Source organism: Seonamhaeicola sp., assembly GCF_028281565.1.
Classification (GTDB): domain Bacteria; phylum Bacteroidota; class Bacteroidia; order Flavobacteriales; family Flavobacteriaceae; genus Seonamhaeicola.
This window is the reverse complement of sequence record NZ_JANQJQ010000029.1, coordinates 14,050-38,522: the sequence shown is the minus strand read 5'-3', so window position 1 is coordinate 38,522 and position 24,473 is coordinate 14,050. Positions and strand designations below refer to the sequence as shown.

The window sequence follows — 24,473 nt, the reverse complement described above, 5'->3', positions numbered from 1 at the left end:
AAGAAAACGGTTATTGATGAAAAGAGAGTATCACAAGTGGTATAGCCCTAATCTTGAAAGGGATATGGAGCTCTTGATTTTTGGACATGCCGGTGCCAAGGTTTTGTTTTTTCCACCCAGAATGGGACGCTTTTACGATTATGAGAATTGGCGGGTTATTAAAGCCATAGAAGGCAAAATTGCCGAGGGGCATTTACAGGTTTTTTGTGTGGATAGTGTTGATTTGGAATCTTTCTATAACAGCTTTGTACATCCGGGATATCGTATTTATAGACATATTCAATACGAGAAATATGTGTTGGAGGAAGTGTTGCCGCTTGCCAATCAAATTAACTCAAATGCAAATGTTATTTCCGCGGGTTGTAGTTTAGGGGCCTATCATGCCGTAAATGTAGCTATGCGTCATCCGCATTTATTTTGTAAAGTGGTTGGTATGAGCGGACGTTACGATTTAACACAGTCTAAAGGGTATTTCCAGGATTTACTAAGTGGTTTCCATAATGATTTTGTCTATTTCAACATGCCTAATCAATTTTTGAAAAATGTAGATGATCCTGTTTTGATTAAACAATTGGATATTATGGATATTATTTTGGCTATTGGAAAGGATGATCCTTTTTTGGAAAGTAATTATACCTTATCCAATATTTTACATGAAAAAGGGATTTCCCATCAGTTTTATGAATGGGATGAAGAAGCCCATAAAGCAAGATATTGGAGGAAAATGGTTCAGATTTATTTTTAATTAGTGACTGTTGACTGTCATACTGAGCTTGCCTGTATTGAGCCTGGTCGAAGTGTTGAAGTGTAATCATGAATATAAGGCTTCTCGATACAATTCCTCATACTTCGGAATCACTCGAAATGACAACTCAAAAGTGAGATTACATTCGAGGCGCCAAGGACTTAAAAAATACATAGCCAAAACCGGCACATAACATGGCGTGGAATGGGAAGAGTCCAAAATCGCCACCCTGGTCGCCCACAATAAAGGCACTATACATACCAAAGCCAAAGTAGAGCATAAGCGCACCTTCAAAGATCACATGGGCAGAGAGCTTCTTTTTAATGTATTTGTTGTTTTTCCAGGAGTCTTTCAGGTTATTGATGTTGAATTTTGGCGTCCGGATAAAAGCACTCTTTTTCCCTAAATGCCCTTCAAGTACCGCAATGGAATTGTGTAATGAAAAGCCCATGGCAATAGAGAAAAATACAAAGAACATACCTATATAACCCATAAAGTTCTTAATGCCTTTGCCGTAAATGTTTCGATACATGACCCAGTAACAGATAAAGAAAATAACCGTACTCAACACGAAGAAACTCATCACCATAAAGTAAGGTTTTAAATGCTCATATTCGTTCTTTATATAGAGCATGGGAATACTTAAAACCGCCACAATAAGGATGTTCAGGAACATGGTGCTGTTCAACAAATGTAAGAGCCCGTGGATTTTGGTTTTTCCGGAGATATGTTCGTTTTTTATAACGCGCCACATCATTTTCCTGAAGTTTTCGGCCCCTCCTTTGTTCCATCGGAATTGTTGGGAACGTGCGGCACTGATCACCACAGGTAATTCGGCAGGGGTTTCAACGTCTTCCAGGTATTTGAATTTCCAGTTGTTTAATTGGGCACGATAGCTGAGGTCCAGATCTTCCGTTAAAGTATCGCCTTCCCAGTTACCGGCATCAATGATGCATTGTTTGCGCCAAATACCGGCAGTACCGTTAAAATTGATGAAATGCCCTTTGCTGTTACGTCCTACTTGCTCTAGGGTAAAATGAGCATCCAAAGCAAAGGCCTGTATTTTGGTGAGTAAAGAATAGTTCCGGTTGATGTGCCCCCAGCGGGTTTGCACCACCCCTATGTTTTCGTTTTTAAAATAAGGAACCGTACGTTGTAACCAGTCCGGTTTTGGTAAAAAATCAGAATCAAAAATGGCTATGAACTCGCCTTTAGCTACTGCTAATCCTTCTTTTAAAGCACCGGCTTTAAAACCAACGCGATTGGTCCTGGTAATATGTTTTATATCCAGCCCGGTTTGTTTCAGTTTTTCAATGTGAGCTGCTGTGGTTTTTACAGTTTCATCGGTAGAATCGTCCAGCACCTGGATCTCCAGCTTGTCTTGCGGATAATCTATTTTGGCAATGTTATCCAATAGGCGTTCCATCACGTACATTTCGTTATATACGGGAAGCTGAATGGTAACAGGTGGCACTTCATCCGGATCGGACAGATCGAACTTTGGTGCATTATCTTTTCGCTTAGCGGAAATATAGTTAAATAACAGGTTTAACTGTGCCAAAGCATACATGAAAATAAGTAAGATGGCAATGGTATATATGACAATGACTATTACTTCTAAAATCATTATTTAAAGCTGTATTTGAATATCCAACCCAAAATTTTTACGCCTGCAAATATAGCACCTTTTACGGTTCCCGAAACTTTTGAAACCCCGATTCTGTTTCTGTAATTCACAGGGATCTCGGTATAACTTAATTTTTGTTTCAGGGCTTTAAGCTGCATTTCCACGGTCCAACCATAGGTTTTGTCTTCCATTTCAAGCGCCAACAGTTTATCATATTTGATAGCTCTAAAAGGGCCTAAATCCGTAAACCTGGAACCAAACATGAGTTTCATTAAAAAGGTTGCCAGCCAATTCCCGAAAATTTGAGGGATGGTCATGGAACCTGCTTCTCTCAGTCGTTTTACACGGGCACCAATTACAAAATCGATGTCATCATTTATTATGGGTGCTACTATTTTGGTGAGTTCTTCCGGGTAATCGGAATAATCACCATCCAGAAAAACAATGATATCGGGTGTGTCTGCTTTGTTCGCTACATAGTCCATGCCTTTTAAACAGGCATAACCATACCCTTTACGGTTTTCTGTTAAGACGGTGGCGCCGGCATGTTGGGCATTGACTTCGGTGTCATCGGTAGAATTATTGCTAACTACTATGGTCTCGTCAACTATTTCGGGAATATCTTTAATAACGCTCGCAATAGAATCAGCTTCGTTATAGGCAGGAATAATGACGTTTATTTTGGGCATGAATAGTTATTGTGCTGCAAAAATACAATAAGCTAGGTCGTTGTTCAAATGATGACCTAACATTGCCCTTTAAATTATTGTAAAGAAAAGATCGTTTTAAAAACGATTTTGCCTTATCCTAATTAAGTTATGTCACACTGAGCGCAGTCGAAGTGCTTTCAAAATATCTCTCAAAAGAGATTCTTTAAGTCGTTTCGAGAACTTCAGCGACCAAGCTCAATAGAACAAGGCAAATTTTATGCTAAAGCATGTTTACAAATGGATTTAATATGCGAGGCATCGGTGCCACAGCAACCACCAAAGACCTTTAAGTTGGGTAAATGCGATTTAAGTTGTGTATGTAACGCACCCAATGCTTCTTTGTCGCCGGCATCCAATTCGGTGGATTGATCCAATTCTTCATGACTTTTACAGGAAGCATTCGTTCTAACACCATGTATTCTGTGTTTCCAATCGGAATCCTTTTCAATTTTATCCATAAAATGGGTGGGGTGGGCACAGTTTATCATATAATAGATCGGATAATTATCAGTGGCTTTATCTGCTTTATTAATAGCCTCTTTTAACGATTCACCACTGGGTAAATGTCCGTCGGTTTCAACCGTAAAAGAGATCACCACAGGGATGTTATGATCTTTAGCTGCTTTGGCCAATCCTATGGCTTCATTGCTATAATTCATGGTGATGGCTGACACCAGATCGGCACCACTTTCTTTAAATGCTTTAATTTGGGTGTTGTGATAGGCCTGTGCTTCTACTGTGCTCATGGCTTCTTCAATACTATAAGCATCACCTCTCGGACCCAATTGCCCGCTTATAAAAATAGTTTCTATATCTGACTTATAATGGTCTCTCAATGCGTTCATTTGTTCAATGGCCAGTTGGTTCACACGTATCAAATCGGCTTTGGAATATCCCAGTTTATAGCCCCAATCGGGGTTAGCCCGCCAGGTTGGGCTTTCTAAAATATAGCCGGTTTGATGGGCTTTGGCAATATCCATATACTCCTGATAATAGGCGCTTAAGGTTTGTTGATGTTCCGGACACTCCAACAGTGGAAAGGCCGCAAAATGGGGTAGGTCAATCCCTTTGTTAAAGATCAAATCGGTTTCCAGACCACCATCGGTTAAGAAGGTGGTCTTTTTTATATCTGCAAGTATCATGACGGTCCGTTTTAAGCTTTGGATTTATTGATATCCTGAAAGGTTAACATCTCTACAATCTTTGAAGAAGCACCGTCGTAAAATCCGGTTTCGTGTTCGTAGCCTTTAGGGTTCTTAAACGATCCGAAAATGATGTCGAAAATCGGGAGATCCGAATAGTTGTGTTTGTGAACGCCTTTGGCATGATGTACCGTATGACTCTCCGGACGCTGAATGATATAGCCTAACCAATGGGGCGTTTTAATATTGGTATGCTGAAAGATCCCTAAGAACATGGTTCCTAACAACATGATCGTTACAGCTTGCGGTGTCACACCAATCAATAAAGCCAAACAGATACTTCCTAAGAACGTGAACCCGATCATATCGAATAAGCTAAAATAAAAGGCGCCATAAGTATCCATACGTTCCGCACTGTGATGCATCTGATGGAAGAGTCGCCATAAAAGATCCGATTTGTGCATCGCTCTGTGCCATACAAAGACTCCTAATTCATACACTACAATGGCTACAATACCACCTCCAACATTACCGAGACTTGTCAGGTCAAAGAATTGATATTGCGATAAGAACGGATCTGTTAATAGTGGTAAATACGATGATAAAAAGAAAAATACGGCAAAGGAGGTCATGCCTTTAAGTTTCCAGTTTTTTACTTTAGGTAACGGCCTTGCTGGGAATAAAGCTTCCCAAATGATTAAAAGAGCATACATTCCTAGTGCTATCAGAGAGATGGGGTCTAACAAAATTTCTAGCGGCGTTGGCATAATATTCGTTTTTTAAATTAATAGTTTTTACTTTCACTATTAAAGGCGTAAGTTTTTAACTTACAATGTAAGTTCCATCAGGTAAGTTGTAAGTTTTAGGTCTTATAGAACCCAGTCGACCTCAATTTCGGGCTTGTAAGAACAGTACGTGCCGGTTTTAATAGATTTGGAAAGATGTGTGGCTAATTCAGGGTGTACTTTTTGTATTTTTTTAATACTGCTACGGATACGCCAGGTTACGGCAGAACGAGCTTTTTCTATGGTTGAGCCTACTTTTCTGGTCTTTCCGGATAGTCCAAGGGATTGTGATAAATGTTCTAAAATGCTATCGTATTCTTCCCTGAGTTTTTCTATGTGCTCCATTTGGTTTAAGGCCTCGGCTTCGGCAATATCTTCCTGCAATTCTTTGATGCGCTTTTGGTATGCAGCTTTAGCTTTGTTGTCGATGCTTGAAGTATTATTACTTTCATCAACAGCCGCCTCCATCAGGTCCAAACAATGAAATTCTTTGTTGGGATTAGCAAGTAATTTGTGAATATCGTGATAGCCTTTAGCATCTTTTAGAACCAGTTCTTGCCCCTGATAGGTCATTTCCCAAACATTCCCTTTTAATAGAAACGCATTTTTATTGGAAGCTTTTTCAGAATGGACCGGTTCGCCTTTTTCTAATCGTTTTTCAGACCCGATAAATTCTACCAACGGTGTTAAATAGGTGAAATCTTTGAATGGATTAACGATCATTAACCACTCTAAAGCTTCTTCTTCCATGGCTTTATTGCCCGAATAAACAGCTTTTTCAAACAGTGACATATAGATATCCCAATAATGCCACATCTTGTCATAATCTTCTAATTGCAAATAGGCTGCTGCCACAAAAGCAGGAAAATCGGTCCAGCTGCCAACAGGCGCTTTTTTAGCCAATGCAACACTGGTTTCAAAATTACCTATGGCTAAATAGTAGTTAGACCCATGGGCGTAATAATGATCGTTATGAAACGGATTCAATTCAATGGCCTTATGATACAGTTTAACGGCTTCTTCACCATAACCCAAAAACATCAGGGTAAAGGCCACTCGCAACAGGTGAGAACAATCATTGGAATTCATGCGCAGTGACTTTCTTAAAAAATGTTCGGCCTTTTCATATTCACCAAAATACGCATAAGTTCTACCCAAAACGCCTAAGGCGGTATAATCGTTGCCATCCAGTTCTATGGCTTTTAAAGCATACTCGTGGGCACCCTGCATACTTTCATCCCAGCGGTCCCAAAGTAAACAGGACCAAAAGTTGAAATAACTAAGCGATAATCCGGTATAGGCCAACGAATAATTAGGATCAATATTTAAAGCCGCATTAAAATAGTTGCGGGCCTTAATATCATTATCTCCTGAACCTTTCTTCAAAATATTCATACCGATAAGGTAGTTCTCATAGGCGGCTAAGTCCACAGAGTTCTTTTTATAGGAATGAGATAATAAGTTGTAGTTGATCTTTTCTTCTAGAACCGTGACGATCTGTTGTACTATATCATCCTGGGCTTCCAGAAGCGAGTCGATAGTTTCATTATACTGGTTTCCAAACACCAGGCTTTGGTCTTCTGTTTTTATGAGTTGAATGGACATGCGAAGGGTTTCATTACGATGCCGAACGCTTCCGTAAATTAAATAATTGGCACCTAACTGGTCAATTTCGTCTTTGTCTGACAGGTCTTTTATTCTTAATGTTGAATACGATGAAATCACTGAAAGTCCAACGAATTTTGAGAAATGCGTAATGAGATCTTCAGTAAATCCGATAAAAAGTTGTTGTATCCTGGCTTCTTCACTCGTTATTTGAAACGGCAATACGGCAATGGTAATATTCTTATTTTTAGTAAGCATTACGTACAGTTAGGGTTTCCTGTCTTAAGGAGTTGATACAATAATGACTACTAAATTAAGAATTTAATGCGACAAGGTGGTTTTAATTATCGGTTAGGGGTGATATATTTCCCCACTTCGACTAAACTTAGTACAGGCAGTCCAGGTATGACTTAGAAAACCAAAACTCAATTATAAACTTCTCGCAAAGGCGCAAAGACTCCAAGATATCATAAATATCAAAAATGCAAATACCAAATGCCAATCCTTACTTCTGGCTTCCGTCCTCTGTCACCGGTCTTCTGTTCTCCGCCTTAATATTTCAATTCCAATTAGTTTCTCGCAAAGGAGCAAAAGATTCCAAGGGACCTCAAAAAACAAATTCCGACCTTAGCTTCCTGTTTCCTGTTTCCTGTTTCCGTCTTTAGTCTTCGGTCTTCGGTCTTCGGTCTTCCGTCATCAGTCTTAGGTCTTGTTTCTTAAATGTTTAAAACAAATCTAAAGGAGCTTGTCGAGGACTATCGCTTATTCACCAAATCCATTAAATCCACATCATTACCCAACAACACATCAGTTGGATTGATACGCCCTTTTTCCGGTCCGTTTTCCAGTTTTAAGACGCCTCTTGGGCAAACAGCGGAACAAATACCACAACCTACGCAACTGGCGCGTACAATGTTTTCGCCTTTTTGGGCATAGGCTCTAACATCGATACCCTGCTCACAATAGGTAGAACAGTTACCACAGGAAATACATTGCCCGCCATTGGTGGTAATCCTGAACCTGGATTTAAACCGTTGAATAATGCCCATGTATCCAGCTAACGGACACCCAAAACGGCACCAAACCCGGCTCCCCAGCATGGGATAAAAACCAACCCCGATAACCCCGGAGAACATGGCACCAATTAAAAACCCGTAAGGTTTACTGAAATATTCATAAATACTTAGGCCAAAGACATCGCCTTTTCCTGTAAAATAACCGTAAAGTACAGCAACTGTAACGACAAAAATGAATACCATAACACTGTGAATGAGCCAGCGTTCCAGTTTCCAGGCCGATAATTTTTTAGAGGATAAATGCCTGAACGGATCACCGGCCGTTTCGGCTAAACCACCACAACCGCAAACCCAGGAACAATACCAGCGTTTTCCAACAAAATAGGTGATAATAGGCGTAAAAACAGCAAACATAAAGATGCCAACTACCAAATAGAACATCCCCAAAGTACCACCATTTACCATGTTATCCAAATGCCAGGATTCAAAGAAGTAGTAGTTTAGAGGCCAGATGTTTTTGATGTCTTTAGCAAAATAAGGACGTTCCGTATTTAATCCTTCTAAAATTTCCGGGATCAAATAGGCCAGGAAAAGCTGACAGGCCATAACCACAACCGTTCTGATAAGCTGATACCTGTTATGACGGTATTTGTACATGAACTTAATGCCTAATGATACTATGGCCAGTGTATACAAAGTACCATACACAAACCATTGACTGGCAGGTTGCCCTTTGAAAAACTGGCTTAAGCCATCAAACATAACAATGAGGCCTGTGTTTTCAGCGCCTTCAATTCCTAATCCCAGGTATTTTGGAAACCAGTATAGCAGTACATAAAAGAGGGTTAAAATAACACCCAGGAACCAGCCGATAACACCCCGATTGGTCAATGTTTTAAACCAAACATGATTGTTTTTTATTCCGGGAGCCGACTTAATATAAGTTTGCCTACCATAGATAATGGCACCGACCAACATCAAAACTATTGACACGATGGCAAAGACATTTTTGGGCTCTGCATGAATATTAAATGTGGCTAAGGTTAAAATCATTAGCCCAATAATGCCCATCCATAAACCGAGTTTTTGAATGGTGTCTAAAGGCACTTTATGAGGATTTGATACTGCAAAACTTGAATGCTTGTCCATAACTAAATTTTAAGCGGTTAGGTTAAAAATGCGTTTCCAGCTTTTCTTTTTAAGCCGAATATTTGTGTTGTTTTCCTGATTGAATTTGGCAACAATCTCAGGCTCATGAAGCTTATAGAACTCCGGATCGAAATTGGCATCAGCTAAATGTTCCAGAACATAATCAATGGTTCGTTTTTCGCTTAAAACCTTATCAAAAAATTCATGACGCATCCGTATTCCTAAATTATTAATGCCGATAAATTCCCGGGTATCCTTGTCATAATTCAGGTGAATACATTTTTTACCACTGTCATGTTCCCAATAGAACCGGGCTTCATGGTCCTTAGGTTTTGCCCATACCCAACCATAGGTTTGGTATTCTATATTAAAGAATTTGGCTGAATTGAACCAATGCCCCGGTTTGTATGCTATGCGGTTACCGCAAATAGTTTGCGCCACGGTTTCACCCATCATGCGCCCGGTATACCAAACCGCTTCAATAGGCCTGCGGTTGCCAATAGGGTCGTGTTGTTCGGCACAATCACCTATAGCATAAACATCCGGAATATTGGTTTCCAGGTACCTGTTTACTTTCACACCGCGTCCGGTTTCAATACTTTGACCAGGCTCAGCACGAGTTCCGGAATCTTTAATAAAATCAATATTAGGTGATACACCGGCTGTTAGCCCAACCACATCACAGGTAATTTCCTCTCCGGTTTCGGCAATGACTACCGATTTGGCTTTGCCGTTTTCATCGGCTTTGATTTCTTTCAGATTGACTCCCAATCGCAAATCGATACCATTACTCAAAATTTCCTTGTTTATCATAGCCGATTCCTGTTCCGGTAACACACCGTTCCAGAAACTGCTTTCCCGTACTAAAAAGGTAACCGGAATATGTCTTGAATGCAGCATTTCGGCTAATTCAATACCTATGAGCCCGCCACCCACTATCACGGCACGTTTGCAGACTTTGTTGTTGGGAGCATGTTTTTCAAGGCTCTCCAGATCTTGCTTATGGTACATCCCCATGACACCATCTAAATCCTGCCCCGGCCAACCAAACTTGTTGGGTTTGCTGCCTGTGGCAATAATGAGTTTGTCATATTGGAGTGTATCGTCGTTTGAAAAATGAAGCGTTTTGTTTTTGGTGTCAACTGTTTTTACGTATCCTTTTTTCAAGTCGATCCGGTTCTTCTTCCAAAACCAGTTTTCATAAGGTTGCGTATGTTCAAATTTCATATGCCCCATATATACATACATCAGGGCGGTACGAGAAAAGAAGTAATCGGTTTCCGCAGAAACAATCGTGATTTTTTTGTCCGAAAGCTTTCTGATATGTCTGGCAGCCGTAACGCCCGAAATACCATTTCCTATAATAACAATATGCTCCATTTTTTATAATTATGTTCAATTAGGTCGCAATTAAATATAAGAACTTAATTTGAAGTGTGTAAATTTAGAATCGATTCAAATTAGCTATAATCTGTAAGGAATTGAGCACTATTGAGACGCGAAAATCTTTTTCTACGATTTGTAAGTTAGCTAACATTTTGTTCGACATAGGAGTTGTTACTTTGTAAAAAATTAAATTATACAATGAAGAAAATTATTGCTTTATTATTGATGTTTATCGCTTTTACCAGTTGGTCTCAAGATACTGAAACCTTTTTTAAGAAAGCGGATGGGTTTTTTAAAACCTATGTAAAGGATGGGAAGGTCGCTTATGCTAAACTTCATGATAATCCGGAAAGTTTGAATGCCATTTTAGACCTGGCCAAAGCTGTTTCGGTAACAAAAGACGAGGCAAAAACGTATCAGGCTTTTTGGATCAATGCTTACAATCTATCGGTTATAAAAGGTATAGTCGATAATTATCCTACCAAATCCCCATTAGATCATGCCGGATTTTTTGATAAAACCAAATACGAACTGGCAGGAACAGAGATCACATTAAATGATATTGAACACAAGTTGTTAAGGGCACAGTTTAAGGATCCCAGGTTTCATTTTGTGTTGGTTTGCGGGGCTGTTGGATGTCCGCCTTTAATAAGTGACGCTTATTTACCCGAGACCTTGGATAAACAAATGGAAGTTCAAACTAAAATAGCTTTAAACGGAACTTTTTTACGGGTAAACACAAAGAAAAAACGTGTGGAAGCTTCTCAGATTATGGAATGGTACAGAGATGATTTTAGAATGAACGGTACCACAGAAATTGATTTTATCAATACATACAGAACAGAAAAAATCCCTGATAATTTTAAAATAAGATACTTTCCTTACGATTGGAAGGTCAATGAACAATAATAACTACTTAAAATAAATTAATATATATCATTCCAAGAATTATTTGATGATGATATCCAATACACCAAAAATCAAAAACATGAAAAAAATAATTGTAATAGTATGTTTAACGGCCATATCTTTTGTCGGTTTTGCCCAGGAAGATGAAGAAAAACAAGGTAGTGTCATTCAAACTTATACGCCATCGATCTTATTAAAGAAGGGGCAGTGGGACATTAAATGGTTTAATAATTTATATACAGAAACAAAGGATCTATTTGGGCCGGGAGGCACTAAACAAAGTATTCCCAGAAATACATTCTTTACGTCAACAGTAGACATTTTTACCGGGGTTTCAAATAATAATAGTTTTAATATTGGGTTGTTGCTGGAGTTTCGGTCCAATGTAATTGGAGGCAGAGATGCTTTGGATGTTCTGAAGTTTGATGGACAGCGCGGCTCAGCACGTTCCGGCTTTACCTCTTTTGCACCGGCAATTAAGTTTAACCCTATTAAAAATGTTGGTAATTTCACGATTCAAACAGCATTGCATATTCCTTTGATAGATAATGAAGTGGAAGATGGTGTGTTTCTTGACCAAAAAGGATTTATTCTTCAAAACAGGTTTTTCTACGACTATAGTTTTGCAGGAGGCGATTGGCAGTTGTTTTCTGAGTTAAATACCGAATTTAATTTTGGGAAAAAGATTGAGAGAGATGGTAATGGCGTGCAAACAGATGGCAGTTTTGCCAATAACAGCGTGCGTTTAACTCCCGGATTGTTCTTAAGCTATTTTCCAAGCTCTAAGTTTACCATTTTAGCTCTAGTGCAACACTCTCAACTGATTGACGCCGGTAATAATTTTTCTCAGAATTTTACGGCTTTAGGGGGCGGTTTAAAATACCAGTTAACGGATGTATTGAATATAGAAACACTATACACCAATTTTGTAAGAGGAAACGACACAGGTTTGGGGCAAACATTTAATATTGGACTAAGAGCGTTGTTTTAAAGGATTAATAGTAAATTAGGAGTCAGAAAAAACTGTGAATGAAGATATTCGGGCTCTTAATGATGTGGTTGGCGCTTCAATCCTGTAATGGGCAGGTTGAAAAAATTAACGGCGTAAGTTTTGTGGCCTCAAAAGAGGCTATAGATCAAAATCATGTAACACCGGTGGTTCGTGTGAATGCCAATTATGCTTCGGTGATGCCTTTTGGGTTTGTTAGGGATTTGAACAGTCCGAATGTAATTTACGACACAGACAGACAGTGGTTTGGTGAAACAAAAGCAGGTGCCAAACAATACGTTCGGGAACTCAGAAAGCAGCACATAAAGATCATGCTAAAACCCCAAATCTGGGTTTGGCGTGGCGAGTTTACCGGATACATTAAAATGACTAATAAAAACGATTGGAACGCTTTTGAAACGTCGTATTCTAAATTTATTTTGGACTATGCGCAGTTGGCTCAGGAATTAAGGGTTGAACTGTTTTGTATAGGAACAGAATTGGAAGCCTTTATCGATAACAGGCCTGAGTACTGGCAGGAACTAATAAAAAGCATTAGAGCGGTATATAAAGGAAAACTAACTTATGCTGCTAACTGGGATGAATTTAAGCGCACGCCTTTTTGGGGTGACTTGGATTTTATAGGTATTGATGCCTACTTTCCGGTAAGTGACAGCCAAACACCTGAAGTAGAAGCCTGTTTAAAAGGCTGGCAAACGCATTTGCCGGACATAAAAAGCAAACAGAAAGCGTTTGGTAAACCGGTTCTGTTTACCGAATTTGGTTATAGAAGTGTAGATTACACCGGTAAAGCGCCCTGGAAAAGTGATCGCAGTATGAACCAGGTGAACCTGGAAGCACAGACCAATGCCACTAAAGCGTTGTTTGAAACCTTTTGGGCGGAAGATTGGTTTGCAGGCGGTTTTATTTGGAAATGGTTCCATAATCATGAAAGGGCAGGAGGTACCGGTAATTCCAGGTTTACACCGCAGAATAAGCAGGCAGAACAAATAATTAAACAATACTATAGTTTACATTGAAAAAATTTTTATATATCATCCCCGTTTTTTTTCTGATGTCATGTTTAGAAGACGATAATCCGAATATTGTTTTTGATAATGAAACTATTCTGTCGGAGTTTTTGGAAGATCAGGATTTTATAAACCACGAGGTCATTGCATGCGCCGCCAGTGATAATACTATTGGCGGTCTTATTAATGTATATTTTTACCCCGAAGAAGGCGCAAAAGACTTTAGGCTATACCAGTCCTGGGCAGATGATGAGAACGACTATTCCAGTTATCAGTTCACTCCAATAACTCCGGAGCCTTTTTTTCAAGGTGCTTTAGGTGTTTTTAAAATACGTTCAACCTGTAAATGGGTTGTGGTGATTTATGAGCGTGAAGATAAAATTGAAATTTCTACCCCTATCCGGTTGAAGGTTGACACTCAACCAACTGTGTGGAGTTCTGAACTTAGTATAAATCAAGATACATCATTGATGCCTGTTTTTAGCTGGGATGTACGTTCGGAGGAAGATAATGCCATTTTTTTCGAAGTTTTGGCAACTGAAACATTTGAACTATTATCCGGAACCTATACCATGGAGAACCGTTTTCAATATTATAACTTAGGTAATGTAGTTTTAAATGTTACCCGGGGAACACCTCCGGACCTTATTAAAGGAGAAACTTATATATTTACGGTTATGGATGTGAGTTTAGATAATTGGGTAAATGAAGTTATTATGTCACCTTTTATAGCCGAATGATGAAAATTACCATATGGTTTGGCATTCTTTTTTGTGCAGTTTTCTGCGTGAATGGGCAAAATGCGATCGTTTCTGATGTTAAAGTTCAGGGAAACAAAAGACTCAAAACAAGTTTTGTAAAGAAAATAGCTTCAATTAAACCGGGAACAACCTTGGATTCATTACTGTTGGATGAAGATATGGAAGTGCTCAAACGCTTGCCGTCAGTGTCGCATGCCTACTACCAGGTGTTTAAAGTAGCTGAAGGTTCGTATAATGTATTTTACAATATTGAAGAAAGCCTTACAATTATTCCGTCGCCCAGTATTTACACTACTAATAATGACGAATTTGCTTTTAGAATTGGCTTGACGGAGTTCAACCTGCTTGGCAGGAACATCGGTTTGGGTGCGTTTTATCAACATGATGTTTACGATTCGTACGCGATTCGTTTCAGAGCCCCGTTTTTATTTTCAAGACAGTTAGGTCTGGCTGTAAACCTCCAGGATTTAACTACCCTGGAGCCAGTATTTTTCAATAATTCTACTGCCGATTATAAGTATAATAACAGATCGGTAGAGGTACTCGGGCTTTATAAGATCAACTTTAAGAACAGGCTGGAGTTGGGTGCCACCTATTTTACCGAAGATTATAATTATGTAACCGGGGCCACAAGCCCTGATGTCCCACAGGAATTAAGTGTTCATAAATGGCTGGCTAAGTTTATTTATGAGTATAATAATTTAAATTACCATTACCAGTATGTATCAGGATTCAGGAATTTGTTTAATTTCCAGTATGTAACGTCTACGAATGACATGCTACCGGATTTCTATATTGGCTGGAATGATCTTTTTTACTTTAAACGTATTGGACAAAAAGGTAATTGGGCCAGTCGGATGCGTATTGGGTTATCTTCCAATGATGAAACACCTTTTGCACCGTTTTCCGTAGATAATAACGTAAATATAAGAGGTGTTGGAAATGTTATTGATAGAGGAACCGGTTCTATTGTGTTTAATACGGAGTATCGCCATACATTGATTGACAAAGGGAATATGGCGCTACAAAGTAATGTGTTTGTTGATAGTGGTACCTGGCGATTACCGGGTGGTTCTTTAAGCGACTTTACAGATAGTAACAATATAAGAGTATATACCGGATTAGGCATTCGGGTGATCCATAAACGCATCTTCAATGCTATTTTCAGAATTGACTACGGTGTTGGTGTTACTAAGGATGCTACACGGGGTATTGTGTTTGGTATCGGGCAGTATTTTTAATCTAAACTTAACGTCCTTTTTCTCTTGTCACCTTGAGCGTGTCATACAGAGCTTGTCGAAGTGCAGTCGAAAGGTCTCCTTAATTAAAGCAAGAAGTCATGCTGCATCATATGGTAACTTATTGCAATTCCTAATGCATTTATTAACAGGTTAACAAAGCAATAAATCTTTTCCTCAAGTTTCAATTATTAAAACAAACTTTTAGCTTTGTCAAAAATATGTTTTAATGGGACGTACTATAGCCATTGGTGATATTCACGGAGGTTTAAAAGCTTTGATACAAGTATTGAATAAAATTGAGATTAAAGATGAGGACACCCTGATTTTTATGGGCGATTATGTGGATGGCTGGAGCGAATCAGCCCATGTGGTTCAGCTTTTGATAGAATTATCTGAAAAAATCAACTGTGTTTTCATCAAGGGCAATCATGATATATGGTGTGAAAACTGGTTAAAATCCAAAGGGGTGGATTCTACCTGGTATATGCACGGCGGTAAAGAAACCATAGAAAGTTACACAGGCTTTTCACCCAAACAAAAGAGAGCCCATTTGAGCTTTTTTAAAAGTATGCCGTTCTATCATATTGACAGAAAAAACAGGTTGTTTATCCATGCAGGATTTACGTCATTACACGGTGTAGAAAGAGAAGTGCATAAATCCAGTTTCTGTGTAGATAGGTCGCTTTGGGAAATGGTTTTAGCTATGGACAAAACACTTGAACAAAGTTCTATGTTTTATCCAAAACGCTTAAAGCATTATTCTGAAATTTATATAGGGCATACTCCAACGACCAATTACAATTCTGAGGTACCTATGCACGCCGCCAATGTTTGGAATATTGATACCGGTGCTGCTTTTAAAGGTAAATTAACCGCCATGGATATTGATACCAAAGACATTTGGCAGAGTGATGCTTTGCCTGGTCTTTATCCTGATGAAACCGGGCGGAATAAATAAAAAGGCTGTCATTCTGAATTTATTTCAGAATCTCATAGTTGCTTTTAAACGCTATTAGAACCTGAAACAAGTTCAGGTTGACAAAATATTCGTTTTTGGAAAGAAAGCCGGGTGGTTTTAACCCTTCCGTCACTTCGTGACACCTTCCCTTGAAAAGGGAAGGATTTTTACTCAATACTTTTAAAATCTTTAATAGCCTGATTCGGTTCAATCACATTATGGCCTTCCCAGAATTCAGGATCATAAGCAGGTAAATAGGTAGGGCTTACACTGGGCTTTTCTTCAAAGACATCAAATACGGTTTTGTTAATAGTTTCGCTTTCAAAAACCACCAACTCTTTTTTGGAAGCATTAGACATAATGAAGTGTAAGTCAGTGGACAATTCATTTTGCTTTCTGCGTCCTTTTACGTTTTTGTTTTTCTCGATAATTTTCAAGGGCCTTTTAACACCGAAATTATTTTCGGTTTGAGTTTCGGCATACTTTAATGTATACGTATCCACATCGTTTTTGGCATAGATCAACGTGCCTTTATGTAGTTTTTCCTGGTACGAAATACCTAACAGCCTGAAGTTTCTAAGGGGTTTTACGTTTTCATAATCCACGCGTACAATGGCAAAATCATCAGTGTTTATGTAGAGTACCCCTTTATAGTCAGCACCTCGTTTCGGTTCAAAACTAATTTTATAAACAAAATTGTCGTTTAGAAAGATATAATCCAGTAATTCAAAGTCGTATTTTCTCGATTTCTCCAGAAAGTTCAGGTGGGTATCTTCAAAAATAAAACTTGCTTTGCCCAGGTTGGTAATGGTGTTTTTTCGGTGTTTTAAAAAGTTTCTTTTGCGTTGTTGTTCTTTCTTTTTCTGTGCTTCTAAAAAGGCTTCGGTTTGTTCTTTTTCTTTTTCTTTTTTGACTTTGTCATCGGCACTGTCAAAGAAAGATGAGTCGATCTCTTCTTTGGTACCAAAGATCCCCGATTTGATCTTAAAATAAGAATCGCGTTTAATATGCTTTTTAAAGATGTCGTTAAAGCGTTCTTCCAGGCCTTCAAATGACACTTCCTTTTTCTTGTCGTATAAATGAGAGGCTTTGATAATATCTAATTTATGGGTGTCTTTCAGGTCGGATTTAGTATATAATTCGCCTAATATTTCAGTGTAATCATCGGCACCTTTGGGCATGATCGTCATGATGCTGTCAATAAATCGCTGATTAATTTCCGGGATAGTCGATTCTTTTACTTTAATACTGTTTTTTGTAATGCGATTGAAATAGGACTCCCGAAAGAACAGCTTGCTTTTATTGTAATTGAAAGCATAATTAGTTGCCAGATTTTCATAGGCCTTTTCAATAATTTCTTCAACCGTATAATTTTTATTCGAGACTAAAACCTCCTCCAGTTCTATAGATTTTTGGCTAAGAAGAACCATACTTTCATTGAAATTCAAAACAGGTATACTTTTGGTTTCGTACCCTAAACAGCTTATAAACAAGGAATCTTTTAAAGTTGGATCCGAGTTTAAATACATTTGAAACTCCCCATCGGTATTCGTGATGACTCCGGATTTTTTATTAAAACTGATGGTAGCGTAAGGAATTGGTTTTTGGGTAGTGGCATCTACTAATTTGGAGCTAACAGACGCTTGAGAAAAAGAAAAAGTTATGGATAGTAAACCAAGTAAAACGGTAAAAATGTATTTCATCTGTTTTAGTTTTGCAGTGAATTTAAGTCATTACAAAAAGAAGACCGTATAATTAACATTTTGTTACACCACTTTTATTATTTTTTAACATGAACGTGTTTCAAATAGTATTGATTTAAGGTATCAGCATCGGCGCCAAACCATTTTTTCAGGTGAATATTCCAATAATGAAATTGTAGCTTCCAAACACCGTTGGTACAATAACATCGGGACGATGTGGTCAGCCATTCCTGAATGACCACAAACTGTTTGCGTTTGTAAAGTTTGCTTATTAAATCGTTGTCTTCATAAATGGTGAAGCGCTCATCAAAACCACCAATATCATTAAAAAGCGATTTGGTTATAAACTGGCTTTGATCACCACCTCGGGCCATACGCCATGAAAATTTAGTGAACCATCCGGCTAGTTGCAGCCACCAATGGTTGCTGTTGAATTTCATTCTGAAACATCCCGCCTGATTGCCATTTTCTACTTCCTTGATGATGAGTCGGTCAAAATGTTTTGGAGGGAATGAGTCGGCATGTAAAAAATAAAGAATGTTTCCGGAGGCCTTTTTAGCACCGGCATTCATTTGTTTTGCGCGCCCCTTTGTTGAATTTAAAAGTAATATGCCTGTCTTCTCGAGCGTGTCATACAGAGCTTGTCGAAGTGCAGTTGAGAGGTTTTTAATAGGTCTCGACTGCGCTCGACCTGACACAAATGCTTTAATTATATTTTGGGTGTCATCATCACTACCGCCATCCACTATAATGATCTCTGAGATATTTTCTTTATCTGCATTAATTAAAAGATGATTGAGCAGTTTAATAATGTTTTCTGCTTCGTTTAGAACGGGTATGATGATGGATAATTTACTCATTCAAACCCCAGTTATAATCCATAAAACGTTTTTTGGCCTTTTCAGAAATTTGAACGTCTGAGTAGCGGTTTAGAAAATCAATTAAGGAACCATACTTTTTAAAATCTTTGGCAAACCATTGAAACAGTTTAGATAGCTCTATTTGATCTTCAGAGATCTGATTTTTGGTTGTATCGCTTAAAAAATCTTTAGTAGCTTTCGTTAATTGTTGGTCTAAATTAGTGCTACTAAAAGCAGTGTTTTGCAATTTAGGACAAGACACCGAGGCACAATTAATAGCAAAATGAATGCGGGGTTCGTCCATTTTCCTAAGGATCTGGTGTTCAATCTCATCCAGATTATACCATACATCCCCTAATTTCCAGTGGCGTTGTTTCCAGGGATCTTTGATGTCTTTGATGCTTTTAACGGGATAGTGTCGCAAAATCAGATCAATAGTAAAAGCATTGTATGCGTTGATCCAGTAGGCGAGTTCGTGATGTTTTAACCAGTCTTTGGTTGGCATATTTTCACCTAAGTGGCGTATATAATCATTTAACTTCCGATGGTCCTTTTTAAACCCTTTATAATTAACGTTCCCTTTAGGGGTCACATGAAGTTTTAAAAGATTGTCCCATGCATCATGTGTAGTGATTTTTATGATATAAATGCTATCATTGTTAACTTCGGAAGGTGTCTTTTCTTCCTGTACTTCTATGTCAACAGGTGCATTTTTAACTTCAGTGTCACTATTTGAAACAGAATCTTTATGAATGCCCGGTTGGGTTGGGGCACTTTCTTTTTTTTGAGTCACCTTTTTTGTGCCACCACAAGCCACCAAACAACAGATCAGGAATATGGAGCAAAGACATCTCATAGCAAAACATAATTAAAGGGCGGTTATCGTTTAGCAGCATCCGCCACCGTCATAATGATAGGTCGACTCGCTAATAAAAATATCATCTCTGCCAAGAGCCGCCAAATTAGCGGCCGTCTTATCGCAAACGGCTAAAGGTTGATTTTTAAGTAAAATATGCCCTGCTTTGTCATCAACAAAATCGTCATCCCCAAAATAAATAGCAGCCTTACCCGTAAATACACAGGGGCCATCGGTAGGCATAGGATCTTTAATGGCAGCGACTTCTATGGATTCAATATAGATCAGCTCATCCGTATCATAATGTTTGGGGCTCAACACTCTATAGGGCTTTCGGGCTCTTATTTCTATAGTACCAAAACCGGCATCGGTAAGCATTTTTACGTAGTCTTTAATGGGTAAGCTACCGCTTAAGCATAAGGCACGAAGCCTGTCGTCATTACGTAAACTGTCGTTCATGGGTTGCTCGCAGGTAGGGTCGCTCATCACTAAGCGTCCGTGAGGTTTTAATACGCGATACATTTCGGCAATGGCCTTTTTTAAATCGTCTTCCTTAAAGATATTGAATAAGCAGTTTTGGGCAGCCACATCAATACTATTATCTTCCACCGGAAGGCTAAGGGCGTCCCCTTTTCGCAAATCGACAAATTCACTCTTAAACCAGGGATTTAAGGCTTCGGCTTCTTTAAAATTTTTACGGGAAGCTTCCAGCATTTCATCTACCACATCAATACCGATCACACCACCTTTTTCGCGATTAAAATATGAGAATTGCAGAAGTTCCATACCACCGCCAACACCAACATATAACATTTTCGGGTTATTTGTCAGGTCTCTGGCATGTACCGTAGAGCCACAACCATAATTCATTTCCTGCATGATTCTGGGGATCTTTAAACCGGGTAATTCCCAAACGGGATTGGTGGTGCAGCATAAGCCTACATCCGGGGTTAAAGCGGCTTCTTTATATACATCGTGGGTGGTTTCTAAGTAGTTACTCATAAAAAGTTTTATTTATATGTCATTGCGAGGAATGAAATGACGCGGCAATCTCATTAAATAGATTCCTTCACTTTGTTCGGAATGACGTTATAATTCTTTTATTAATTCTTTAAACAAGGTTATCATATCTGGTTCTGCTTTGGTTGCATTGGCTATGATATCATCAATGTTTATGGGTTCTAAGTTATCTGGGTCGCATTCATCGGTTAAAACTGACACGGCCGCCACTTTTAATTTTAAATGATTGGCTACAATAATTTCCGGAACGGTACTCATGCCCACGGCATCGGCCCCCATAATTTTCAGCATACGGTATTCAGCGCGCGTTTCTAATTGCGGCCCCACAACCGATACGTAGACGCCCTTATGCAAATTGATATTGTTGACTTTGGCTATAGCTTCAAATTTTGAATTTATTTCGGCATCATAAGGCGCACTCATATCTGTAAAACGCTCGCCTAATTGTTCAACACCCTTGAAGGCTAATGGCGAACTACCCTGTAAGTTAATGTGATCATCGATCAACATTAACTCCCCTTTTTTAAAGTTAAGGTTGATGGCACCGGCAGCATTGGAAACCAGTAAGGTTTTAATGCCCAGTTTTTCCATAATACGCACCGGATAGGTCACATCCTGCAAAGAATAGCCTTCGTATAAATGAAAGCGCCCCTGCATAACAATGACTTTTTTGCCTTCTAATTCACCAAAGATCAGTTTGCCTTTATGAAATTCAACCGTTGCCGTAGGGAAGTTGGGAATGTGATTATAACTTACCTGTTTAATGATATTAATTTCATTAATAAGCTGCCCTAAACCGGTTCCCAGGATAATACCGATTTCCGGATTGTCAAACCCCTTATTTTTCAGGTATTCAACAGTTTCCTCAATGTATTTGATCATGTAATTGCTTGATTTTTTCTTGTAATGCTGTATTCGATTTATAAAAGTTTGAAGCTACTAAATCTTCAAAGGTGTCTATATCATTTAAGGGCTCTAATGTACTAAATGTTATGTGATTTGCTTTTAGTTCATCGAGTGTTTCTTTTAATAAATTAGATTGGCTCCAGGGCTTGTTTTCAAACACCAGGGCGTGCATTTCAGACATACCGATAAGGTAATAACCACCATCCTCAGCGGGGCCGAAAACCATATTATTGTCGTTTAACGCAGATAATCCGTTTTCAATGTGACGGGCCTTTATATCAGGCAGATCGGAGCCGATCAAAACAATACGCTCATAACCGTCTTCAAACCCTTTTTGAAAAGCCTGTTTCATCCGTGCTCCCAGATCATGGCCTTTTTGAACGGTTTTGTAAAGTCCGTGCCATTTGGTTTCAACAACTGCATCAGAAAAATAGATACGTTTGTCAATGGTTAAATGTTCCAAAGCCTTTTCGGTGATCTTAACCAATTCGCTATACACTTCAAAAGCTGCCTGATCACCAATGGTTTTGGCCAGGCGTGTTTTTACTTTTCCAAGTTTGATATTTTTTACAAAAACAATGACCAGTGCTTTATTCATAAATTTTAATACCCTTTTTTAGCCATTTGCTCCAATCCTTATTGAAGGTGTGTACGCTATCGGTTTCCTGTTCTTTTAAATTATATACTTTCAGGTTGTTATTTTTCCATTCAAAAATACCACCGTAAAGATTAAAAATATTTTTGTAGCCTGCTTTTTTTAGTTTTTCAGCTATGTCTTCAGACCGGATACCCAACGAACAATACACCACAATTTTGGAATCTTTATCGGGGAGTTTAGGTAATACCGAGTCCATATTAAAGAAATCATACCCAACAGGAATAGCATCTTTTAAATGGCTGGTTGCATATTCTTTTGATTCTCTGGCATCTAAAAGAATAATATCTGAAGGGTATGATTTTAAATCTTCAATATAAATATAAGGGATACTTTCCGTATTATGCGCTTTAAGCAATTTATCCAGTTTTTTCTGAGAAAACCCAAAAAAGGAACTGAACAAAAATAAAAACAAAAGGCTTTTTTGCATAATAGAAAGTTTAGGCAACCGTCCCCTGGCAACTACTTCCGGCTCCGGCGGTACAGCCATAACAATGCTGTGAAATGACTATGTTTCTACCTTCAAGAAGGGCTTCGTTATAATCTGAAATATGTTTTATGTTGCTGTTTACGGGAAGCTCTAACATCTGGTTAAAATCACAATCGTATAAATATCCGTCCCAACTTACGGAAAGCGTATTGGTACACATCACGTTGGCAACCGCGGCCGGATTATAGGCTTCCACCAAATTATACATGTAATCTTCATAGTTTTCAGAGGCAATCAAATAATCCAAAAACCTGCTAATGGGCAGGTTAGTAATGGCAAACAGGTTATGAAACCGAATGCCAAAATCTTCCAGCAAGGCTTTTTTGAAATCTTTTTCCATGGAAGCCTGGTCGCCCGGTAAAAAGGCTCCAGACGGATTGTAAACCAGATCCAGTCTCAAATCACTATCCGGCATGCCATATCCTATGGCATTTAAGTCTTTTAAAGCTTCAATGGATTTATCAAAAACCCCGTCACCACGCTGTTTGTCGGTTTTTCCGCGGGTCCAGTGTGGCATGGAACTCACTACATGTACATTGTGCTTTTTAAAGAATTCCGGTAAATCGGCATACTTTTTATTGGCTTTTATGATGGTCAGGTTGGAGCGCACGATAAAATCTTTAATGCCCGCTTTGGCAGCTTCTTCAACGAACCATCTGAAATTGGGGTTCATTTCCGGGGCGCCACCAGTTAGATCTAAAGTATGAGCTTCTGTTTTTTTTATAACTTCCAAACATTGCTGCATGGTTTCTTTGGTCATGATCTCTTGCCGGTCCGGTCCGGCATCCACATGACAATGCTCACAAACCTGGTTGCACATGTAGCCCACATTGATTTGTAGGATCTCCAGTTTTCTGGCTTTCAACGGAAACTGACTACTCTCTGCAATTTTATCCTTAAATGTGGGTAATTCTCCATTCTGAAAAATACCATTTGAAAGAATTTCCAATTGCCTTTTGGCATTTGCCAATTGGCTTTCGCGTTTATGTAATGATTGCGTTTTAAGTTTTGTCATTTTAATTTACATAACAATTATTAGCTTTTCGTTCATTTTGTCTTGATACAAAACGAACCAAAAAATCAAATCAAAAATAGGAAATTGCCAGTGCACCATTCACTTTCAGAGCTACGTGCTTAAAGCTTCACTTTGCATCTTCGCTCTTTCGTTCATTATTTCTGATTTTTGATAATTCCGACGTGGTCGGAATTTGGGACTTGACCTTCTGCATTATTGTTTTTATTTCAGACTTTCTACCGTCTACCGTCTAAATGTTATCCGTCCAGTTTATTTACTTTATTCATCATTTGCACCCCGTGTACTAAGGTGGCACCGCTTTTTATAGCGGCTCCTACATGAATGGCTTCCATCATTTCTTCTTTGGTGACGCCACGTTGCAAGGTGTCTTTGGTGTATGCGTCAATACAATATGGACATTGCTCAGTATGCGAAACGGCTAAAGCTATCAAGGCTTTTTCTCTGGCCGTTAAGGCGCCTTCTTCAAAAACTTTTCCGTAGTACTCAAAGAATTTGTTGCCCAGTTCCTCACTCCATTCTGTGATACTTCCAAATTTTCTAAGGTCTGCAGGGTCGTAATATGTTTTTTGCATGAGTTATATTTTTGCTAAATATAAAAATATAGTGTATTAAGTCGGCAAAAAGAATAGTTCTTAACAAGGAATTTAGATTTTAAATGCAAAAAATGACGCTGTAAGCGGGAGCTTTGCGGTTTTTGAGACAATGTTCATAGTACTCCTGTTTGTATGAGATTGAAAATCAGCATGATGTACGAATTGAGCGACAATGGTTCCGAAGTATTTATTAAGTCTTATGCAAACTCAGGTTTAGCTATTTTTTGCCCGAATTAAAATAACTAAATTTGTTACTGCTGTTTTTTGCAGATTTACCTAATGTCTCAGTTTGCTGAAGTCA

General features: G+C 38.7%; 23 protein-coding genes. 7 read left to right on the top strand and 16 right to left on the bottom strand.

The genetic code is table 11. The features are described 5' to 3' along the window. Positions 1–16: 16 nt before the first annotated feature. Entirely contained in the window at positions 17–745 is a 729-nt protein-coding gene (locus Q0983_RS13035) for an alpha/beta hydrolase-fold protein (RefSeq protein WP_299553969.1), read from the top strand. A gap of 139 nt (positions 746–884) precedes the next feature. Here Q0983_RS13035 and Q0983_RS13030 read toward each other — a convergent pair whose 3' ends face one another. From Q0983_RS13030 to Q0983_RS13000, 7 genes are all read right to left on the bottom strand, one after another. Then, positions 885–2,372, bottom strand: coding sequence for a cellulose synthase family protein (locus Q0983_RS13030; protein ID WP_299553967.1), 1,488 nt, complete (start codon positions 2,370–2,372; stop codon positions 885–887). Then, positions 2,372–3,061 (bottom strand): glycosyltransferase family 2 protein, encoded by a 690-nt coding sequence (locus Q0983_RS13025; protein WP_299553964.1) that lies wholly within the window; start codon positions 3,059–3,061, stop codon positions 2,372–2,374. Before Q0983_RS13025 ends, Q0983_RS13030 begins: the two co-directional genes overlap by 1 nt. Positions 3,062–3,297: 236 nt before the next feature. Then, entirely contained in the window at positions 3,298–4,224 is a 927-nt protein-coding gene (locus Q0983_RS13020) for a homocysteine S-methyltransferase family protein (RefSeq protein WP_299553961.1), read from the bottom strand. 11 nt (positions 4,225–4,235) lie between these two features. Next, a complete protein-coding gene (locus Q0983_RS13015) occupies positions 4,236–4,991 on the bottom strand; it encodes a sterol desaturase family protein (protein ID WP_299553958.1) in 756 nt (251 codons plus the stop codon). 102 nt (positions 4,992–5,093) lie between these two features. After that, positions 5,094–6,872 carry a hypothetical protein gene (locus Q0983_RS13010; protein WP_299553955.1) on the bottom strand — a complete coding sequence of 593 codons (1,779 nt, stop codon included), beginning with the start codon at positions 6,870–6,872 and terminating at the stop codon, positions 5,094–5,096. Positions 6,873–7,369: 497 nt separating this feature from the next. Beyond that, the gene (locus Q0983_RS13005) at positions 7,370–8,779 is read right to left on the bottom strand and encodes a 4Fe-4S dicluster domain-containing protein (protein ID WP_299553952.1); all 1,410 of its coding nucleotides are present in this window, start codon (positions 8,777–8,779) and stop codon (positions 7,370–7,372) included. A gap of 9 nt (positions 8,780–8,788) precedes the next feature. Further along, positions 8,789–10,159: an FAD/NAD(P)-binding oxidoreductase gene (locus Q0983_RS13000; RefSeq protein WP_299553949.1), complete on the bottom strand. Its 1,371-nt coding sequence runs from the start codon at positions 10,157–10,159 to the stop codon at positions 8,789–8,791. A 204-nt stretch (positions 10,160–10,363) separates the two neighbouring features. On the opposite strand from Q0983_RS13000, the gene Q0983_RS12995 reads away from it, so the two are divergent. From Q0983_RS12995 to Q0983_RS12970, 6 genes are all read left to right on the top strand, one after another. Further along, the gene (locus Q0983_RS12995; protein WP_299553946.1) at positions 10,364–11,074 is read left to right on the top strand and encodes a DUF547 domain-containing protein; all 711 of its coding nucleotides are present in this window, start codon (positions 10,364–10,366) and stop codon (positions 11,072–11,074) included. Between the two features lie 79 nt (positions 11,075–11,153). Then, positions 11,154–12,065, top strand: coding sequence for a hypothetical protein (locus Q0983_RS12990; RefSeq protein WP_299553943.1), 912 nt, complete (start codon positions 11,154–11,156; stop codon positions 12,063–12,065). Between the two features lie 38 nt (positions 12,066–12,103). Then, on the top strand, positions 12,104–13,102 hold the full coding sequence (locus tag Q0983_RS12985) for a glycoside hydrolase TIM-barrel-like domain-containing protein (RefSeq protein ID WP_299553940.1): 999 nt from the start codon (positions 12,104–12,106) through the stop codon (positions 13,100–13,102). Continuing rightward, positions 13,099–13,833: a hypothetical protein gene (locus tag Q0983_RS12980; RefSeq protein WP_299553937.1), complete on the top strand. Its 735-nt coding sequence runs from the start codon at positions 13,099–13,101 to the stop codon at positions 13,831–13,833. The genes Q0983_RS12985 and Q0983_RS12980 overlap by 4 nt, the downstream gene beginning before the upstream one ends. Further along, complete coding sequence (locus tag Q0983_RS12975) at positions 13,830–15,095, top strand: POTRA domain-containing protein (RefSeq protein ID WP_299553934.1); 1,266 nt, start codon at positions 13,830–13,832, stop codon at positions 15,093–15,095. Before Q0983_RS12980 ends, Q0983_RS12975 begins: the two co-directional genes overlap by 4 nt. A gap of 226 nt (positions 15,096–15,321) precedes the next feature. Further along, positions 15,322–16,053: a metallophosphoesterase family protein gene (locus Q0983_RS12970; RefSeq protein ID WP_299553931.1), complete on the top strand. Its 732-nt coding sequence runs from the start codon at positions 15,322–15,324 to the stop codon at positions 16,051–16,053. Positions 16,054–16,220: 167 nt separating this feature from the next. Here the strand turns inward: Q0983_RS12970 and Q0983_RS12965 are convergent, their stop codons facing one another. From Q0983_RS12965 to Q0983_RS12925, 9 genes are all read right to left on the bottom strand, one after another. After that, positions 16,221–17,756 (bottom strand): carboxypeptidase-like regulatory domain-containing protein, encoded by a 1,536-nt coding sequence (locus Q0983_RS12965; protein ID WP_299553929.1) that lies wholly within the window; start codon positions 17,754–17,756, stop codon positions 16,221–16,223. Positions 17,757–17,833: 77 nt separating this feature from the next. Beyond that, positions 17,834–18,616 (bottom strand): TIGR04283 family arsenosugar biosynthesis glycosyltransferase, encoded by a 783-nt coding sequence (locus tag Q0983_RS12960; RefSeq protein ID WP_299553925.1) that lies wholly within the window; start codon positions 18,614–18,616, stop codon positions 17,834–17,836. After that, complete coding sequence (locus Q0983_RS12955) at positions 18,609–19,472, bottom strand: DUF547 domain-containing protein (RefSeq protein ID WP_299553922.1); 864 nt, start codon at positions 19,470–19,472, stop codon at positions 18,609–18,611. The genes Q0983_RS12960 and Q0983_RS12955 overlap by 8 nt, the downstream gene beginning before the upstream one ends. Before the next feature lie 30 nt (positions 19,473–19,502). After that, on the bottom strand, positions 19,503–20,474 hold the full coding sequence (gene arsM / locus Q0983_RS12950; RefSeq protein ID WP_299553919.1) for an arsenosugar biosynthesis arsenite methyltransferase ArsM: 972 nt from the start codon (positions 20,472–20,474) through the stop codon (positions 19,503–19,505). Positions 20,475–20,561: 87 nt separating this feature from the next. Then, the gene (locus Q0983_RS12945) at positions 20,562–21,374 is read right to left on the bottom strand and encodes a purine-nucleoside phosphorylase (protein WP_299553916.1); all 813 of its coding nucleotides are present in this window, start codon (positions 21,372–21,374) and stop codon (positions 20,562–20,564) included. After that, entirely contained in the window at positions 21,358–21,996 is a 639-nt protein-coding gene (locus tag Q0983_RS12940; protein WP_299553913.1) for a TIGR04282 family arsenosugar biosynthesis glycosyltransferase, read from the bottom strand. Before Q0983_RS12940 ends, Q0983_RS12945 begins: the two co-directional genes overlap by 17 nt. Further along, complete coding sequence (locus tag Q0983_RS12935) at positions 21,989–22,483, bottom strand: rhodanese-like domain-containing protein (RefSeq protein WP_299553910.1); 495 nt, start codon at positions 22,481–22,483, stop codon at positions 21,989–21,991. The genes Q0983_RS12940 and Q0983_RS12935 overlap by 8 nt, the downstream gene beginning before the upstream one ends. A gap of 10 nt (positions 22,484–22,493) precedes the next feature. Beyond that, positions 22,494–23,558, bottom strand: a complete 1,065-nt coding sequence (gene arsS, locus Q0983_RS12930; RefSeq protein WP_299553907.1) for an arsenosugar biosynthesis radical SAM (seleno)protein ArsS — start codon at positions 23,556–23,558, stop codon at positions 22,494–22,496. A gap of 257 nt (positions 23,559–23,815) precedes the next feature. Continuing rightward, positions 23,816–24,151 (bottom strand): arsenosugar biosynthesis-associated peroxidase-like protein, encoded by a 336-nt coding sequence (locus Q0983_RS12925; RefSeq protein WP_299553904.1) that lies wholly within the window; start codon positions 24,149–24,151, stop codon positions 23,816–23,818. Positions 24,152–24,473 lie beyond the last annotated feature (322 nt).